The following is an 18,483-nucleotide window of genomic DNA, read 5'->3' on the forward strand; positions in this document are numbered from 1 at the left end:
AGCCCATAATCCCCCCTTAATCCCCCAATAGTGCAATGCCAGCCACACCACTCCGGGAGCCCCCACCATGCACGTTCTGCTCTGCGAGGACGACGACCTGATCGCCAGCGGCATCTGCGCCGGCCTCACCGCCCAAGGCCTGACCGTCGACCGCGTAGCCAACGCCGGTGCCGCCCGGGCCATGCTCCAGGCGGCGCAGTTCGACGTGATGATCCTTGACCTCGGCCTGCCCGATGAAGACGGCCTCAAGCTGTTGCGCCGCTTGCGTCAGCAGGGCATCGATCTGCCGGTGCTGGTGCTCACCGCGCGCGATGCGGTCACCGATCGGGTCGACGGCCTGCAGGCCGGTGCCGACGACTACCTGCTCAAGCCCTTCGACCTGCGCGAGCTGGCCGCGCGCCTGCACACCTTGCTACGCCGGGTTGCCGGGCGGGCGGTGAACGTGATCGAGCATGGCCCGCTGCGCTACGACCCCAGTAGCTGCGAAGCGACCCTGGCCGGCCAGCCGGTCGACCTGTCGCGGCGTGAGCAGGCCTTGCTCCAGGCGCTGCTGCAGAACCCGGGCCGGGTGCTGTCCAGTGAACAGCTCAAGGACTGCGTGTACGGCTTCAGCGACGAAGTCGAAAGCAACGCCCTCAACGTGCATATCCATCACTTGCGCCGCAAGCTTGGCAACAGCATCGTCGAGACCGTGCGCGGCCTGGGCTACCGCCTTGGCCCGGCGCAGGCGCCAGAGGAAGCCGCATCATGAGCCTGCGGGTACGCCTGAGCCTGATTCTGGGCAGCGCGTTCATCATCATTTGGGTGCTCGCTGCTGCCTGGATGCTGCGCGACCTGCGCCAGCAGATGATGTTCTCCCTCGACCAGCGCCTGGTGGCTTCGGCGCGCATGGTTGCCGGGCTGATCGACCAGTTGCCCAAGCCGCTGACCGCCAAGGGCGAAGAGGCGCACTTTTCCGCCGACCAGTTCACCGTGCCCGACGGCATGGCCTGCCAGGTAAGTTCGCTGCGCGGCGAGATTCTTGCCAGCAACCACAAGCATGATGGGGGCATGGACGATGAACAAAGCGGCTTCCGCGACCAGACCATCGACGGTGCACTGTGGCGTACCTTCACCTACAACCATGGCGATGTGCGCATCACCACTGCCGACCGTCACATGGAGCGCGAGGCACTTAACCAGTCGATCCTGCTGGCAGCTTCGGCGCCGGTGCTGATGGCCTTGCTCGGCAGCCTGGGGCTGGTGTGGATCGGCCTGGGCAAAGGCCTGGAGCCGCTCAATCGCATGCGTGACGCCTTGCGCAGGCGGCGTGCCGACAGCGTTGAGCCGTTGCAGGTGGCGGGCTTGCCCAGTGAGTTGCAACCTTTGCTCGACACCCAGAACCAGCTGTTTCTGCGCATCGCCCAGACCCTTGAGCGCGAACGGCGGCTGACCGACGACGCCGCGCATGAACTGCGCAGCCCGCTGACGGCGATCAAGACCCACCTGCAGGTGGCCCGCATGACCGATGGCGCAGTGCGCGAACAGGCGCTGGAACATGCAGAACAGGGCACCGACCGCATGCACCGGACCCTGGAACAGCTGCTGCTGCTGGCGCGGGTCGAAGGCAGCCTGTCGTTCGAAGATGGCGTGCAGTGCAGCGCCGAACAGGTCGCCCGGCAGGCCGTGCAGGATGCCGGTGGGGGTGACAACCGGCGCATCGTTCTGCGCCTGCCCGAGCAGGCCACGCAGATCTACCTCGGCATGCCGGCCCCGCTGGCGGTGGCGGCGCTGCGCAATCTGCTGGACAACGCTCTGCGCCATGGCGGTGATACTGAAGTGGAACTGGAGGTGCAGATGGCCGACGGGCAGATTGGTTTCATGGTGCGCGACCATGGGCCTGGTATTGCCGCTGATGACCTGCAGCACTTGACCGAGCGCTTTTGGCGCAACGGCCAGAGCGGTGGCTGCGGGCTGGGGTTGGCGATTGTTCAGGCGATCGTGCAGCGCTGTGCCGGCAGCTTGCGCTTCGACAGCCAGAGCGATGGCTTGCGGGTGGTGCTGCAAGTGCCGGCGCGCTCGGGGGCTTGATCTTCGCCGCCTGTACCGGCCCCATCGCCGGTACAGACCCCAAAAAATCCCATAACAAGCGCTAAATCCTCCCCCCAGCCAAGCGTTTTCCAAGCGACAACTACCCGCACATTCGCTTGCTTGCGAGGATTTACCCATGTCGACTGCTTCCAGCCTTGCCCAGGTCCCGCCGGCCAGTGCGCCGCAACCGCTGTACGAGTTCACCGAGTCGCCCCTGCTGCAACGCCAGCAGCAACAGGAATCCAACGCCCGCAGTTATCCGCGGCGCATCCCGCTGGCGCTCAAGCGCGCCCGTGGCATCCATGTCGAAGATGTCGAGGGCAGGCAGTTCATCGACTGCCTGGCGGGCGCCGGCACCTTGGCCTTGGGCCACAATCACCCGGTGGTGATCGAGGCCATCCAGCGTGTACTGGCCGATGAAATACCCTTGCACACACTCGACCTGACCACGCCGGTCAAGGACCGCTTCGTTCAGGACCTGTTCGGCATCCTGCCCGAAGCATTGCGCCGTGAAGCCAAGGTGCAGTTCTGCGGCCCGACCGGGACCGACGCCGTGGAGGCAGCGCTCAAGCTGGTGCGCAGCGCCACCGGGCGCAGCACCGTGCTGGCCTTCCAGGGCGCCTACCATGGCATGAGTCAGGGCGCGCTGAGCCTGATGGGCAGCCATGGCCCCAAGCAGCCGCTGGGTGCCTTGCTGGGCAACGGGGTGCAGTTCATGCCGTACCCCTACGACTACCGATGCCCGTTCGGCCTGGGTGGCGAAGCCGGGGTCAAGGCCAACCTGCATTACCTGGAGAACCTGCTGCTCGACCCTGAAAGCGGCGTGCCGCTGCCCGCTGCCGTGATCCTGGAGGTGGTGCAGGGCGAAGGCGGGGTGATTCCTGCCGATGTCGAATGGCTCAAGGGGGTGCGCCGTATCACCGAGCAGGCCGGTGTGGCACTGATCGTCGATGAGATTCAGAGCGGTTTTGCCCGTACCGGGCGGATGTTCGCCTTCGAGCACGCTGGCATCGTGCCGGATGTGGTCACCCTGTCCAAAGCCATTGGTGGCAGCCTGCCGCTGGCGGTGGTGGTGTACCGCGACTGGCTCGACACCTGGAAGCCGGGCGCCCATGCCGGCACCTTCCGTGGCAACCAGATGGCCATGGCGGCGGGTTCGGCGGTGATCAACTACCTGGTCGAGCATCGGCTGGCCGAGCATGCCCAGGCCATGGGCCAGCGCCTGCGTGATCACCTGCAGCGGCTGCAACGCGACTATCCGCAGTTGGGCGATATCCGTGGGCGTGGCCTGATGCTCGGGGTCGAACTGGTCGATGTGCAAGGCCCGCGCGACGTGCTGGGCCACCCACCGGCCAATCGCGAACTGGCACCCAAGGTACAGCGCGAATGCCTCAAACGCGGGCTCATTCTGGAGTTGGGTGGGCGCCACGGTGCGGTGGTGCGCTTCCTGCCGCCGCTGATCATCAGCGCGCAGCAGATCGATGACGTGGCGCAGCGCTTTGCCGAGGCACTGGCTGCGGCGGTCTGAGCTCACGAGGGGGCGCGTTGCGCCCCATTTCTCGGCAAGCCCGCTGCCACGGGAGTTGGCGCGGCATGCCTGCCGCGTCCTGTGCCGCTTACCAGCCGCGCCCGGAGTTGACCCAGAAATTCACCGACAGCGATGTCGACACCGACTCCACTTGGTGAAACCAGCCTTCGGGCAGGAACAACAGGTCGCCGGCTTGCAGCAGCACCCGCAGGAAGGTCACCCCGCGCGCGTCAGGGAAGCGCTGGTAATCCGGTGCATCGGGGTTGAAGTCGCACCCGTCCAGGCCGCCCTTGGGTGAGGTCGACCAGGTGCCGAGTGCCGGGCGATGGTGCGGCGCTGCCAGGATGAACGACTTGTCCCCCCACACCTGGGCGAACAGGTTGTCGGCATCGTCGCGGTGCAAAGGGGTGAGGGTGCCTTTGGGGCCGATCCAGATGCGCGGTGCGATGTACAGCGAGCGCTCGAAGTAGGGCGGGTACTGGATCAGCTCAAGCAACTGCGCAGGCACGATGTTGTTGCCCATGTAAGCCGGTGGCTCGCCGTTGCCGGTGCGTGGCTGCGGGTTGTCCAGCGAGTTGATGAAATCTGCCATGGAAGTGGAGCGAAAGTCGCGCTCGGTGGAGAAGGTCTTCTTCACATAGTCGCCATGGCGGGTGATGCCCTGCAGTTCGGCGAAGTGCTCCAGCGAAGCCTGGCGCTCGAGGTTGAACAGCTTCCACTCACGCAGGGCGTCACTGATCACCACCGGTGTGCCGTACGGCAGGAAGTTGCGCTGGAAGCGCTCGGCATCCAGCTGCGCGGCGGGGATTCTTTCTACCTCGGTCAGCTGTGGCAGGCTGGCCGACACACGTTCGCTGTAGCGCGGTGGCGTGACATGGCGCTGGTTCATGTCGGTCTTCTGCGCCGTCACCCCCTTGCGCGCCAGGTCGATGATTTGCGGCAGCAGGGTGGCCAGGCCCAGGTTGCCGCCGATTTTCAGCCGGCCGCCAGCAAACAGCTCTTCGACGTTGGCGCTGCCGGCCATGATGCCCAGCAGGTCTTGCTGGGTGACTTCGATGGTGACATCCGGCGTGGCATGCCGACCGGCCTCGGTGCGCGGCTGGGTACCAGCTTCGCACCAGTAGGCCTGCTGCGGGCCGAAGATGAATTGGAAGGTGCCTTCGACGCCGACGGCACCGGCATTGGCGAACAGCTTGCTCAGCAAAGGTTGCAGTTCCACGGCGCAGCCTCTTCGTGGGGGGAGGGGTGTGAGAACGGAACGAAGGGCGGGCTGCGAAATTTAGCGCGCCGCCCGGCGCTGGCCAGGGGGTTGGCGGTGTTAATTTTTTGCAGGTTGTATCCGTTTCGTAGGGATAGCCGGGCACTGCCCGTGGTACCCACTCGTACGGAAAGCAAGCTGATGAATCCCGAAAAGTCCCTGCAACTGGCCCGCCGTTTCATTGAATTGCCGCTGGAAAAGCGCCGCCTGTTCCTTGAAACCCTGGCCAGAGAGGGCATCGACTTTTCCCAGTTCCCTATTCCGGCCGGGGTGGCGGCGCAAGACCGTCTTGCACCCTCGTTCGCCCAGCAACGCATGTGGGTGCTCTGGCAGCTGGATCCGCACGGCGGTGCCTATAACCTGCCAGGTGCGGTCCGCCTCAAGGGAGCACTTGACGAGGCCGCCTTGCAGCAGGCGTTCAGCCACCTGCTCGAACGTCACCAGAGCCTGAGCTGTGTGTTCCAGCAGCAGGCCGATGAGCGCCTGTGCCAGGTGCACCGCCCGGGCGCGCCGCAGATCCAGCGCCTGGACCTGCGCGAGCTGGCCGAAGACGCCCGCCAGGCACGGGTGCAAACCGAGGTCGAGGCCGAGTCGCTGTGCCCCTTCGACCTGGAGCATGGCCCGTTGCTGCGCATCCGCCTGCTGCAACTGGCTGAGCAGGACCACGTGTTGCTGCTCACCTTGCACCACATCGTCGCTGACGGTTGGTCGATGAATGTGCTGATCGACGAATTCAGCCGCTGTTATGACGCCTGCGCCGCTGGCACACAGCCGCAACTGCCGGCGCTGCCGATCCAGTATGTCGATTACGCCCTGTGGCAGCGGCGCTGGCTTGAAGCCGGCGAACTCGAACGCCAGCTGGCCTACTGGCAAGCCACGTTGGGTGAAGAGCAGCCGGTGCTGGAGTTGCCGCTCGACCGCCCACGCCCGGCCGCGCCAAGTTTCAAAGGCAGCCGCCAGGAGCTGGTGGTGGACACGGCGCTTGCTCAGCAATTGCGCAGTTTTGCGGCGCAGCACAACCTGACGCTGTTCATGGTTCTGCTCGGTGCTTTCGGCGTGCTGCTGCAGCGTTACACCGGCCAGTGCGACCTGCGCATCGGCAGCCCGGTGGCCAACCGCAACCGCGCAGAAGTCGAGGGGCTGATCGGCCTGTTCGTCAACACCCAGGTATTGCGCCTGCAGCCGGATGCCCAAGCTGACGCACTGGCCTATTTGCAGGCAGTGCGGCAAACCGTGCTGGGCGCCCAGGCCCATCAGGACCTTCCCTTCGAGCGCCTGGTCGATGCGTTGAAGGTGGAGCGCAACCTGAGCCACGCACCGTTGTTCCAGGTGATGTACAACCACCAGCCGCAGGTGGCCGACCTGGCTGCGGTCACGCTGGGCTCTGGCCTGGAGCTGTCCGCACTGGAGTGGCGCAGCCGCACCACCCAGTTCGATCTGAGCCTGGACACGTACGAGCAGGGTGGCGTGCTGCGCGCTGCGTTCACTTACGCGACCGACCTGTTCGATGCGGCGACCATCGAACGCATGGCGGGCCACTGGCTCACCGTGCTGCGTGAGTTGGTGGCTGACCCTGCACGCCCGCTGTGGCAACTGCCCATGCTCGACCCGGCCACCCGCCAACGGGTGCTGCAGGACTGGAACGCCACGGCTGCCAGCTACCCGCTGCAGTATGGCGTGCATGAGCTGATCGAGGCTCAGGCGCAGCGCACCCCGCACGCGCCGGCACTGCTGTTCGCCGACAGCCTGCTCAGCTACGCCGAGCTCGATGCCCAGGCCAATCGCCTGGCCCATTACCTGCGTGGTCAAGGTGTGGGCAGCGACAGCCTGGTCGGGGTCGCGGCTCAGCGCAGCATCGAGATGGCCGTCGCCTTGCTGGCGATCCTCAAGGCCGGTGCGGCCTATGTGCCCCTGGACCCGGAGTACCCTGAGGAGCGCCTGGCCTACATGATCGAGGACAGCGGCATCGGCCTGCTGCTGACCCAGCAGGCGCTGCTCGACAGCCTGCCGCTGCCGCACGGTGTGCAGTGCGTGGCGCTCGACGCCCTGGTGCTGGACACGATGCCGGACAGCACCCCGGGTCTCAAGGTCGAGCCGACGCAGCTGGCCTATGTCATTTATACCTCCGGCTCTACGGGGCGCCCGAAGGGCGCGGGTAACAGCCACCAGGCGCTGACCAACCGCCTGTGCTGGATGCAGCAAGCCTATGGCCTGGACGCCAGCGATACGGTGCTGCAGAAAACCCCGTTCAGCTTCGACGTGTCGGTGTGGGAGTTCTTCTGGCCGTTGATGACCGGCGCCCGCCTGGCCATCGCGGTGCCGGGCGAGCACCGCGATCCGCAACGCCTGATCCGCGCCATCGAGCACTACCGGGTGACCACGCTGCACTTCGTGCCTTCGATGCTGCAGGCCTTCATCCATGAGCCCGGTGTGCACGCCTGCAGCACCCTGTCGCGCATCGTCTGCAGTGGCGAAGCGCTGCCTGTGGACGCCCAGCGCCAGGTGTTCGCGCGTTTGCCTGCAGCGGGGCTTTACAACCTTTATGGCCCCACCGAGGCTGCCATCGATGTCACCCACTGGACCTGCGTCGAAGAGGGCAAGGACAGCGTGCCTATCGGCCAGCCGATCGCCAATATCCGCACCTATGTGCTCGACGCCGGCCTTGAGCTCGTCGCTGTCGGTGTGGCCGGTGAGTTGTACCTGGGCGGGGTGGGCCTGGCGCGCGGCTACCACCGCCGCCCAGGGCTGACGGCCGAGCGCTTCGTCGCCGACCCGTTCGGCACCGGCGAGCGCCTGTACCGTACCGGTGACCGTGTGCGCCAGCGTGCCGACGGTGTGATCGAGTACCTGGGACGCTTCGATCACCAGGTGAAAATCCGTGGTTTGCGCATCGAGTTGGGTGAGATCGAGGCGCGTCTGGCCGAGCATGCGCTGGTACGCGAGTGCGTGGTGCTGGCCCTCGATGGTCGCCGGTTGGTGGCTTACCTGGTGCTCAATGCAACGCCTGAGGGCTGGCAAGGGCAGCTCAAGGACTGGCTGCTGCAAAGCCTGCCCGAATTCATGGTGCCCAGCCAGCTGATGCCACTGGACGGCCTGCCGCTGACACCCAACGGCAAGCTCGATCGCAAGGCCCTGCCACAGCCCGAGGCCGGGGCACAGGGTACCCATGTTGCGCCTCAGAGCGCGGCCGAACGCCAGCTGGCAAAGGTCTGGTGCGAAGTGCTGGGCATCGCCCAGGTGGGCCTGGACGACAACTTCTTCGAGCTTGGTGGCGACTCGATCATTGCTATCCAGGTCGTCAGCCGCGCCCGTCAGGCCGGGCTGGCGCTGAGTCCGCGTGACCTGTTCCAGCACCAGACGCTGCGCACCCTGGCCCAGGCTGCGGGCTGCGTGGACAGCCGCCAGGCCGACCAGCGCCCGGCTGAGGGCGAGGCACGCCTGACCCCGGTGCAGCTGCAGTTTTTCGACACGCCCATGCCGGTGCGCCAGCACTGGAACCAGGCCGTGCTGCTGGTGCCCCGCGAACCGCTGCAAGCGGCGCAGCTGCAGCAGGCCCTGGCTCAGGTGGTGGCGCAGCACGACGCCTTGCGCCTGCGCTTCACCCAGGCTGATGGCCAATGGCAGCAGCACCACGCGCCGGCCTCTGCTGGCGTGCCGCAGCTCTGGCATCGCCAGGCAGGCAGCGAGCAAGCGCTGGCTGCATTGTGCGATGAGGCCCAGCGCAGCCTGCGGCTCGATCAGGGGCCATTGCTGGCGGCGATGCTGGTGGCCATGGCCGACGGCAGTCAGCGCGTGCTGCTGGTGATCCACCATCTGGTGGTCGACGGCGTTTCCTGGCGCATCCTGCTCGAAGACCTGCAACGTGCCTGCCTGGGCCAGCCGTTGCCTGCCCGGACCAGCAGCTACCAGGCCTGGGCCGAGCGCCTGGCCGGGCATGCCGACGCCTGTGCGGGGCAACTCGATTACTGGCTGGCACTTGGCGAAGCCGGGGCGCAGGCGCTGCCACGTGACCGTGCGGTAACGCAGACGCGCGTGGCGGATGAGCGCAAGGTACGGGTCAGTTTCCCGCCGGCCTTTACCCAGGCCCTGCTGCAACAGGCGCCGAGTGCCTACCGTACGCAGGTCAACGACCTGCTGCTGGCGGCCCTTGCCCGTGCCCTGTGTAACTGGAGCGGCAATCAGCAGGTGCTGGTGCAGCTCGAAGGGCATGGCCGTGAGGAGCTGTTCGAGGATATCGACCTGACGCGTACCGTGGGCTGGTTCACCAGCCTGTATCCGGTCGCCTTGCGTCCGCAAGCACAGCCCGGTGCCTGCATCGCGGCCATCAAGGAACAACTGCGCGCCGTACCCCAGCGTGGCCTGGGCTATGGGGTGCTGCGTTACCTGGGCACACCGGCGCAACGCGAGCAACTGGCGCGCCAGGCGCAACCGCGGGTGACGTTCAACTACCTGGGCCAGTTCGACAGCCAGTTCGAGAAGGGTGCGCTGTGGCAGCCCGACCCTCAAGGGGCCGGGCAGGGGCAGGATGGCGACGCGCCGCTGGCCAACTGGCTGAGCGTGGAGGGGCAGGTCTACCAGGGCGAGCTGGGTATCAGTTTCGGCTACAGCCAGGCGATGTACGACGAGGCCACCATGGACGCCCTGGCCAGCGATTTCGCCAGCCAGCTGCGCGCGTTGGTCGATCACTGCCTGCAACCGGGGGTTGCCAGTGCCACGCCGTCGGACTTCCCGCTGAGCAATCTGGACAGCACCGGGCTCGCCGCCCTGGCAGTGGACCTGGCCCAGATCGAGGACATCCTGCCGCTGTCTCCCTTGCAACAGGGCCTGCTGTTCCATTGCCTGCATGCGGCCGCAGCCGGCGACTACATCAACCAGTTGCGCCTGGATATCGACCAGCTCGACCCGCAACGCTTCCAGGCCGCCTGGCAGGCGGCGCTGGACACCCACGCGGGGCTGCGTGCCAGCTTTCACTGGCCGGTCGACGTGCAGCAACCCGTGCAGGTGATCCGCCGCCAGTTGCAACTGCCGTTCAGCCAGCTCGACTGGCGCGACCAGGCCGCGTCGGCCGACCACCTGCAAATCCTGGCCGAGCAGCAGCGCCTGGCCATGGCCGCGACTGATCAGGCGCCCTTGCTGGGCATCACCCTGGTGCGCCTGGGCGAACAGCGCTGGCACATGATCTACACCCATCACCACCTGCTGCTCGATGGCTGGAGCCATGCCCGGTTGCTGGCTGAAGTGATGCAACGCTACCGTGGCCAGGCACCCCGCCAGGCACCTGCGCATCCACGTACCTACCTGGCCTGGCTGGCCACGCGTGACCGCCAGCAGGACCAGTCGTTCTGGCAGGCGCAGCTGCAGGGCATGCAGGCGCCAACACTGCTCGCCAGCCAGCGCCGCAGCGTTGAAGCGGCTGGCTACGGCCTGTGGCAGCAACGCCTTGGCAGCGCTGCATCGGCGCAGATCAAGGCGGCGGCGCGGGCGCGCAAGGTTACCGTCAATACATTGGTGCAGGCGGCCTGGCTCTTGCTGCTGCAACGGCACTGCCGTCAGGACACCGTCTGCGTCGGTGTTTCGGTATCGGGGCGGCCTTCTCAGTTGCCGGGCATCGAGGCGCAACTGGGGCTGTTCATCAACACCGTGCCGTTGGTGGCCGCCCCGCGCCTTGAGCAGCGCCTGGACGACTGGCTGCAACAGCTGCAGGCCAGCAACCTGGCACTGCGCGAGCACGAATACACGCCACTGGCCGACATCCAGCGCTGGGCGGGCAGGGCTGGCGAGGCACTGTTCGACACCTTGCTGGCGTTCGAGAACTACCCCGTGGCCGAGGTGCTGCAAGGTGGCGGTGACGGGCCGCGCTTCGGTGTGCCGGCCAGCCACGAGCAGCCCCACTACGCCCTGACCCTGTCAGTGGGCATGGGTGAGCAGTTGCAGGTCGACTATCGCTTGCGCCACGACGCTTTCAGCCTGGCCGACGTGCAGCGCCTGGCTGGCCAGTTTGGCCACCTGTTGCAGGCGATCGCTGGCGCGGGTAACCCATGCCTGGCTGAGCTGAGCCTGCTGGATGCCGCCAGCCGTCAGCGTTGCCAGGGTCAATGGCAGGCCGCTGACGGCAGTGTTCCGGCACTGGGCGTGCACCAGCTGATCGAGGCCCAGGCGGCGCACAACCCGCGCGCCGTTGCGGTGGTTGCCGAGGACGGTACGCTGGAATACGGCCAGCTCAACGGCTTGGCCAACGCCTGGGCGCAACAGTTGATCGCGCGGGGTGTCGGCCCCGAGGACCTGGTAGGGCTGTGCAGCGAGCGAGGCCTGGCGATGGTTGTCGGCCTGTTGGCGATCCTCAAGGCCGGTGCCGGCTACGTGCCGCTGGACCCGCAATACCCGCGTCAGCGTCTGCAGGACATGCTCGACGACAGCGCCGTCAGGCTGGTGCTGGGCACCCGTAGCGCCGCGCAGCCACTGGCGCTGGCAGGCACGGCCCAGTGGTTGTGGCTGGACCAGCCCCTGGCGCCGCAGGACGATAACCCTGCGCCGCGAGCCACCGCCGACAACCTGTTGGGGTTGATCTACACCTCCGGCTCCACCGGTCGCCCCAAGGGTGTGGCCCTGACCCATGGCGCCATCGCCGCGCACATCGCGACCATGGTCGGCCAGTACCAGGTGACGGCGCAGGACCGCTTCGTGCACTTCGCGTCGATCAACTTCGACTGGGGCACTGAGCAGTGGTTGTTGCCGTTGAGCCAGGGCGCCTGCTGCATCGTGCGTGGCGATGAGATCTGGACCGCGGCCCAGGCATTCGAGGTGATCGAGCGCGAGCGCGCCAGCGTGGTCTACTTCCCCACCCAGTACGCCTGTCAGCTGGCCGAGTGGGCGCATCAGCAGGGCCGGGCACTGCCGGTGCGCTGCATGAACGTGGCCGGGGAGGCGCTGGCGCGTGAAGGCTTCGAGCGAATCCAGGCCCACTTGCAGCCGCAGCGTATCGTCAACGGCTACGGCCCTACCGAAACGGTGATCACCCCGCTGCTGTGGCAGGCCGACGGGTCTACCCGCATCGACACCGGCTATGCGCCGATCGGAACGCCGGTGCCGGGGCGTACCGCTTACCTGCTCGATGCAGCCTTGCAACTGCTCGATACCGGCACTGACGGTGAGCTGTATATCGGCGGCCCATGCCTGGCGCGTGGTTACTTTGGCCAGGCGGCGCTGACCGCTGAACGTTTCGTGCCCGACCCCTACGACACGGTCGGCGGGGGCCGCCTGTACCGCAGTGGTGACCTGGTGCGGCAGCAGGCCAATGGCGAGCTGGTGTTCATCGGCCGCCTGGACCACCAGGTGAAAATCCGCGGTTTCCGCGTCGAGCCCGGTGAAGTCGAAGCCTGCCTGCTGGCCCTGCCTGAGGTGCGCGAGGCCGTGGTGATGCCGGGCGGTCAAGGTGCCGACCTGTACCTGGCCGCCTGGTTGGTACCGGTCAGCGGTTCGCAGGCCGATGCCGGGCTGCGTCAGCGCATTCTCGACGCGCTGCGCGCCGTGCTGCCGCCCTACATGGTGCCGTCACGCCTGCAACTGCTCGATAGTTTGCCGCTGAACCCCAACGGCAAGGTCGACCGCAAGGCATTGCCGTCGATCGAGGTCGACACCTCTGAAGCAGCGTTCAGTGCGCCCCTGGATGCGCTCGAACGCGAGGTCGCCCAGGCCTGGGCCAGTGTGCTGGGCAGGCGCGAAGTGGGCCGTTTCGAGCACTTCTTCGAGGCTGGTGGCCACTCACTGCTGGCCACGCAGGTGGTGGCGCGGCTGCACCGCGACGGCCACACCGGGGTCGGTGTACGCGACCTGTTCAGCGCCCCGCGCTTGTGTGATTTCGCTCAGCGCCTGCGCCAGGCGCAGCCGGTAAGCGATGCCGGCCCGCAACTGCGCGCACTGGGCGCCAAGGCCAGCGCACCGCTGTCGCTGGCCCAGCGCCGGTTGTGGATTGCCGAGCAGTTTGCCCAGGGTAGCGGGGCGTACGGCATGCCGCTGGGCCTGCGCCTGGACGGGCCGTTGCAGCCCGCATGCCTGAAGCAGGCCTTGCAGGTGCTGGTGCAGCGCCACGAAGTGCTGCGCAGCGCGGTGGCCTGTGACGACGAAGGTGAACCGCTGCTGGTGATCCAGGCGGCGGTCGACCTGGACCTGCCAGTGGACGACCTGAGCCTTTTGGCTGCCGCCGAGCAACAGCTGCGCGTGCTTGAAGCGCAACTGGCCAACGTGCGTCAGCCGGTGCCCCTGGACCAGGCGCCGATGCTGCGTGCACGTCTGCTGCGCCTGTCCGGCGACGCCCATGTGCTGCTGCTCAACATGCATCACATCATTTCCGATGGTTGGTCGATGGCGCTGATGGTCAACGAACTGATCGCCAGCTACAGCGCCCTTGCCCGTGGCCAGGCGCCCGTGCTGGCGCCGCTGGTGCTGCAGTACTCCGACTATGCGCTATGGCAGGCCGAGCGCGAGCGTGCCGGGCTGCTGCAGGCCCCGGCGCAGTGGTGGCGCACGGCCTTGCACGGTAGCAGCGGGCGCTTGCAGTTACCCACTGACTTGCCGCGCCCGGCCAAGGCCTCCCAGGCGGGGGAGAACCTCTATCACGAGTTGCCGCCGACTACGGTCGTGGCGGTACGCGAACGGGCCGCGCAATTGGGCGTGACCCCCTACATGCTGCTGCTGGCGGCGTTCCAGCTGCTGATGCACCGCGCCAGCGGCCAGCACGACCTGCTGCTCGGGGCGGATGTCGCAGGCCGCGAACACCCCGACCTTGAGGCGCTGATCGGCTTCTTCGTCAATGTCCTGCCACTGCGCTCGCAACTGGACGAACAACTGGACTTCGCCGCGTGGCTGGCGCGCACCCGCACCACCTTGCTCGATGCCAGCGAGCAGCAGGCGCTGCCGTTCGACCTGATCGTCGAGGCTGCTGGCGCGCCGCGCCACCCAGGCATGAACCCGCTGGTGCAGGTGCTGTTCGTGATGAACGACATGCCGGTGGCGCATGGCGGCCTGGCCGACCTGAGTGTGCAGGTGCTGCCGCAGGCGGGCGGCTATTCGAAATTCGACATGGCGCTGTTCATCGACCCGGTCGCGGACGGCTGGCGCGTCACCTGGCAGTACGCCACACAGCTGTTCAAGGCAGAACGGGTCCAGGCACTGCTGCGTGGCTGGCTGGACATCCTGGGCCAGGTGCTGGGCAACCCACACATCCAACTGAGAGAGATCACTATGGCGGTTCACAGTGAAATCGTGGCGGCGCCTGCCGCTGCCGGCGGGCAACCCAAAAAGGACAAGCTGGGCAGTTTCCTCAAGCGCGGCGCCGGCACGCCAAGCCGGCCGGCCAGCGCAGTGCGCGAGGCTGCGATGGTACCGGGGCAGGCGTTTCCGTTGCTGATCGAGCCGGTCGATCCCGGCGTGAGCCTGACCGACTGGGTGGTGAAGCACCGTGCCGAGATCGAACGCAAACTGGTGGCTCATGGCGGCATTCTGTTCCGCGGTTTCGGCTTGCAGACCCCGCAGGACTTCGAGGCCTTCGCCGAGGCTGTGCAGCCTGGGCTGTACGGCCAGTACGGTGACCTGCCTAAGAAGGAAGGCGGCAAGAACACCTACCGCTCTACGCCGTATCCGGAGCAGAAGATGATCCTCTTCCACAACGAAAGTGCCCACCAGGACCGCTGGCCGCGCAAACAGCTGTTCTTCTGTGAACTGCCTTCGCCGGTTGGCGGTGCCACCCCGGTGGTCGATTGCCGGCAGATGTATCAGCGCCTGCCCGCTCCCCTGCGCCAGCGTTTCGAGGACAAGGGCCTGCTCTACGTACGTACTTTCACCGACAAGCTGGACGTGTCCTGGCAGCATTTTTTCAAGACCGACTCGCGTGCGGATGTCGAGCGCCGTTGCCAGGCGTCGGGTATCCAGTGGCGCTGGCTGGACAACGACGAACTGCAGATCCGCACGCCTTGCCCGGCGGTGATCGAGCACCCGGTCAGCGGTGAGAAGAGTTTCTTCAACCAGGTGCAACTGCACCACGTGTTCTGCCTGGATGCCGACGTGCGCGAGGACTTGTTGGCGCTGTATGGCCTGGAGCGCATGCCGCGTCAGGTTTACTACGGCGATGGCAGCCCGATCGAAGACGCCGACATGGCGTTGATCGGTGAGCTGTACGAGGCGTGCGCGGTGCGTTTCGACTGGCAGGCCGGTGATGTGATCCTGCTCGACAACATGCTGGCCGCACATGCCCGCGACCCGTTCCAGGGGCCACGCAAGATCGTCGTCGCCATGGGCGACATGATGCAACGTGCCGACCTTGAAACCCTCACCTTGAACCGCACAGGAGTGCAAGCATGAACATCACCGTTGAATCGAGCGGCCTGCCGTTGTTGCCCATGCAGGTGCTCGAGCTGACTGCACTGCCTGCCCGCTGGCAGGACGCGGCGCGCTGCATCACCTTGCAGCTCGACAGCGTGCCGGCGCCCGCCGCGCTGCGGGCTGCCCTGCAGCTGTGGCAGGGCCAGCACGACGCGCTGCGCCTGCGCATCGGCCAAGCCGCCGGTTATCGCGGCCTGCGTCAGTTTTTTCAGCGCGAGGCGGCAGCGGTGGACCTGACGTGGCTGGCGGCGGGCGATACCGCCGGCCGCCAGGCCTGGTTCGAGCGTGAGGTGGATGTGCAGGCCGGGGCGGGCGTCGCCGTGCTGGTGTGCGAGCAGGCCGAGGGGCGCTGCCAGTTGGTGCTTGGTGTGCTCGCTGCGCTGGTTGACGCTGCCAGCCTGCCGGCCCTGGCTGCAAGCCTTGCGGCGATCTGCCAGGGCACACTGGGAACAGCCGAAGACGGCGATTTCGAACAGTACCTGCAGTGGCGCAGCGAGGTGGTGGTGGATGAAGACGCCAGCACTGCGCGCAGCTACTGGAACGCGCTGAACGGCAAGCCCGCAAGCGCCCAGCAACTGCCCCGGCGCCCCCCGCAAGGCAGCCCGCGCGGTGAGCGCGCGCAGGCCCGCGCCGCGCTTGATCCGGCCGTTGTGCAGCACCTGGCCGGCCTTGGCCTGCCCTTGGACATGGTGTTGCAGGCAGCCTGGTGGCTGCTGCTGGCGCGGCTCGATGGTCAGCCTGCGCAGGTGGTGAACTGGTGCCACGACAGCCGCGGCGACTACACCTATTTCGCCGACAGTGCAGGGGTGTATCACAAGCAGCTGCCGGTGCTTGTCGACTACCAGGCCGAGCAGCCACTGCGTACCTGGCTGCACGGCCTGGCCGCGCAGTTGGAGCAGCATGCAGTTTGGCAGGAATACTTCACCCCCGAGCACACGCCCGCGCTGGAGCCTGCCGCCATCGGTTTTCGCCTGATCCCCGCCTGCCCGCCGCTGGCCGGTGGTTGGCAGGTAGTGGGCATGGACGCGCCGAGGGTCGGCCCCGACCTGCTGCTGCAAGTCGACAGCGACCGCGCAGCGCCACAGGCGCTGTTGCAGTACTGGGCCTCGTGGCATAGCCCGGCACTGGCGCAGCTACTGCTCGAGCAGTACGTAACGCTGCTGGCAAGCATCGCTCAGACACCAGACGCGGCCTTGGCCAGCCTGGGCCTTGTCGGTGAGCAACAGCGTCGCCTGGTGCTTGAGCGTAACGCCCAGGCTGCACTGCCAGCGGTCACCGAACTGCTGCCCGAACGGGTCGCCCGCTGGCTGCGCGAACAGCCCCAGGCGCTGGCGATCATCGAGCAAGGGCAGGGGTGGAGCTGGCAGCAGCTCGACCAGCTGGCCACTGCGCTGGCCGCCCACCTGCAGGCCCAGGGCGTTGGCAGCGCCAGCGTTGTCGGCCTGGCCCTGCCGCGCTCGGCGCACTGGCTGGCGGCGGTACTGGCCTGCTGGAAGTGCGGCGCTGCATACCTGCCGCTGGACCCGCTCTGGCCCGCAGCGCGACGCGAGCAGGTCAGCCGCCTGGCCGGCGCGCAGTTGCAGATCGATGCCACGCTGTTCGAGCAGTTGGCGGACACCTCTGCGCCGTTCGAGGCGCAAGCGCTCACGGCCAATACGGCGGCCTATGTGCTGTTTACCTCGGGTTCGACCGGTGAGCCCAAGGGGGTGGTCATCGAACACGGGCAACTGGCCGGGTACCTGCAGGCCGCTGAGCAGGCCTTGGACCTTTCGGCCTGCAGGCACTTTGCGTTCAGCGCCACGGTGGCGGCTGACCTCGGTCATACCAGCCTGTTCGGCGCCTTGCAGGTTGGCGCCACCTTGCACGTTGCCAGCGACGCAGTGATGCAGGACCCGGCGGCCTTTGCCGCGTTCGTGCGCAACGAAGGTATCGATTGCCTGAAGATCGTGCCGTCGCACCTGGCGGCGCTGCTCGACAGCGCGCAGCCCAGCCTGCCAGCGACCCTGGTACTGGGCGGCGAAGCGCCGAGTGCGCAGTTGCTGGCGCGCATCGCACGGCTGGCGCCTCAGGCTCGGGTGTTCAACCACTATGGCCCGACCGAGGCCACCGTCGGCGTGCTGGTCCAGCCACTGCGGGCCGAGACGCCGATGGCGAGCCTGGGCCAGGTGCTGGCCGGCAACCGCGTTTACTTGCTGACGCCTGCAGGGCAACTGGCGGGCGTGGGTGAGCTGGGCGAACTGCATGTGGCCGGGCGCCAGCTGTGCCGGGGCTATCTGGGGGCCGAGCAGGGGGCGTCGTGCTTTATCGACAACCCATTGCAAGCCGGCGAGCGCCTGTACCGCAGCGGTGACCTGGCCCGTTACCAGGCCGATGGCAGCATCCTGCTGCAGGGGCGGCAGGATCACCAGGTGAAGATTCGCGGGTTCCGTGTCGAGTTGGCCGAAGTGGAAGCGCGCCTGCTGGAGATCGACGGGGTGGCGCAGGGGGCGGTGCTGGCGATCGAAACCCAGCCCGGGCAACTGGAACTGCTGGCTTGCTACGCCGTGCACGGCGAAGCCGAAGGACTCGATGAAGCCTCGCTGCGTGCGCGGCTGGCCGAGTGCCTGCCAGCGGCCATGGTACCGACGCAGCTGCGTTGCCTGCCGAGCCTGCCGCGCCTGGCCAACGGCAAGCTCGACCGTCGCGCGCTGCTGCAGCTGCCGCAGCAGCAGGGTGGCCAGCAGGATGCACCACAGGATGCATTGCAGGCGTTGCTGGCCCAGCGCATGGCGCAGTTGCTCGGGCGCGACAGCATCGGTATCCACACCGACTTCTTCGCTGCCGGCGGCCATTCGCTGCTGATCATCAAGCTGGTGGCAGGGATTCGTAAGTTGTTGAACTGTGAAGTGGCGCCGGCGCTGGTCTTCGAGCACCCCACAGTGGCGGGGCTGGCCGAGGCGTTGCAGGCCAACGAGGCAAATCGCGGGCAGTTGCTCAAGATTGCCCAGGCGCGCCTGCAACTGGAGCGCATGAGCCCTGAGGAAAAGGAGCAGATGCTGGCCAAGGCGAAGAACCTTACGGCATAGCTCAGACAGCGTTTGATAGGGCTGCTACGCAGCCCATCGCCGGCAAGCCGGCTCCTACAGGTACAGCGCAGGCCTCAAGAACCACGCTGAACCTGTAGGAGCCGGCTTGCCGGCGATGGGCCGCAAAGCGGCCGCAAATCTATTGACCGACTGGCATTAGCCTTCCGGTTTTTCATGAGTGCGAG

General features: G+C 66.9%; 6 protein-coding genes. 5 read left to right on the forward strand and 1 reads right to left on the reverse strand.

What is annotated here, in order from left to right:
- Positions 1–67: 67 nt before the first annotated feature.
- The 3 genes from ACMGGN_RS04970 (at position 68) to ACMGGN_RS04980 (ending at position 3,598) form a co-directional block, all read left to right on the forward strand.
- Positions 68–751, forward strand: coding sequence for a response regulator transcription factor (locus tag ACMGGN_RS04970; RefSeq protein WP_012315384.1), 684 nt, complete (start codon positions 68–70; stop codon positions 749–751).
- On the forward strand, positions 748–2,070 hold the full coding sequence (locus ACMGGN_RS04975) for an ATP-binding protein (protein ID WP_012315383.1): 1,323 nt from the start codon (positions 748–750) through the stop codon (positions 2,068–2,070). The genes ACMGGN_RS04970 and ACMGGN_RS04975 overlap by 4 nt, the downstream gene beginning before the upstream one ends.
- A 136-nt stretch (positions 2,071–2,206) precedes the next feature.
- Positions 2,207–3,598 carry an aspartate aminotransferase family protein gene (locus ACMGGN_RS04980; protein WP_115274259.1) on the forward strand — a complete coding sequence of 464 codons (1,392 nt, stop codon included), beginning with the start codon at positions 2,207–2,209 and terminating at the stop codon, positions 3,596–3,598.
- Between the two features lie 88 nt (positions 3,599–3,686).
- Here ACMGGN_RS04980 and ACMGGN_RS04985 read toward each other — a convergent pair whose 3' ends face one another.
- Positions 3,687–4,817 (reverse strand): cupin-like domain-containing protein, encoded by a 1,131-nt coding sequence (locus ACMGGN_RS04985; protein ID WP_046785273.1) that lies wholly within the window; start codon positions 4,815–4,817, stop codon positions 3,687–3,689.
- A 180-nt stretch (positions 4,818–4,997) separates the two neighbouring features.
- On the opposite strand from ACMGGN_RS04985, the gene ACMGGN_RS04990 reads away from it, so the two are divergent.
- Together ACMGGN_RS04990 and ACMGGN_RS04995 are read left to right on the forward strand one after the other, a co-directional pair.
- A complete protein-coding gene (locus ACMGGN_RS04990; protein WP_414156498.1) occupies positions 4,998–15,212 on the forward strand; it encodes an amino acid adenylation domain-containing protein in 10,215 nt (3,404 codons plus the stop codon).
- On the forward strand, positions 15,209–18,298 hold the full coding sequence (locus ACMGGN_RS04995) for an amino acid adenylation domain-containing protein (protein ID WP_414156499.1): 3,090 nt from the start codon (positions 15,209–15,211) through the stop codon (positions 18,296–18,298). Before ACMGGN_RS04990 ends, ACMGGN_RS04995 begins: the two co-directional genes overlap by 4 nt.
- Positions 18,299–18,483: the final 185 nt, after the last annotated feature.

This window comes from Pseudomonas sp. BNK-30 (assembly GCF_047456185.1).
GTDB classification, from domain to species: Bacteria; Pseudomonadota; Gammaproteobacteria; order Pseudomonadales; family Pseudomonadaceae; genus Aquipseudomonas; species Aquipseudomonas putida_E.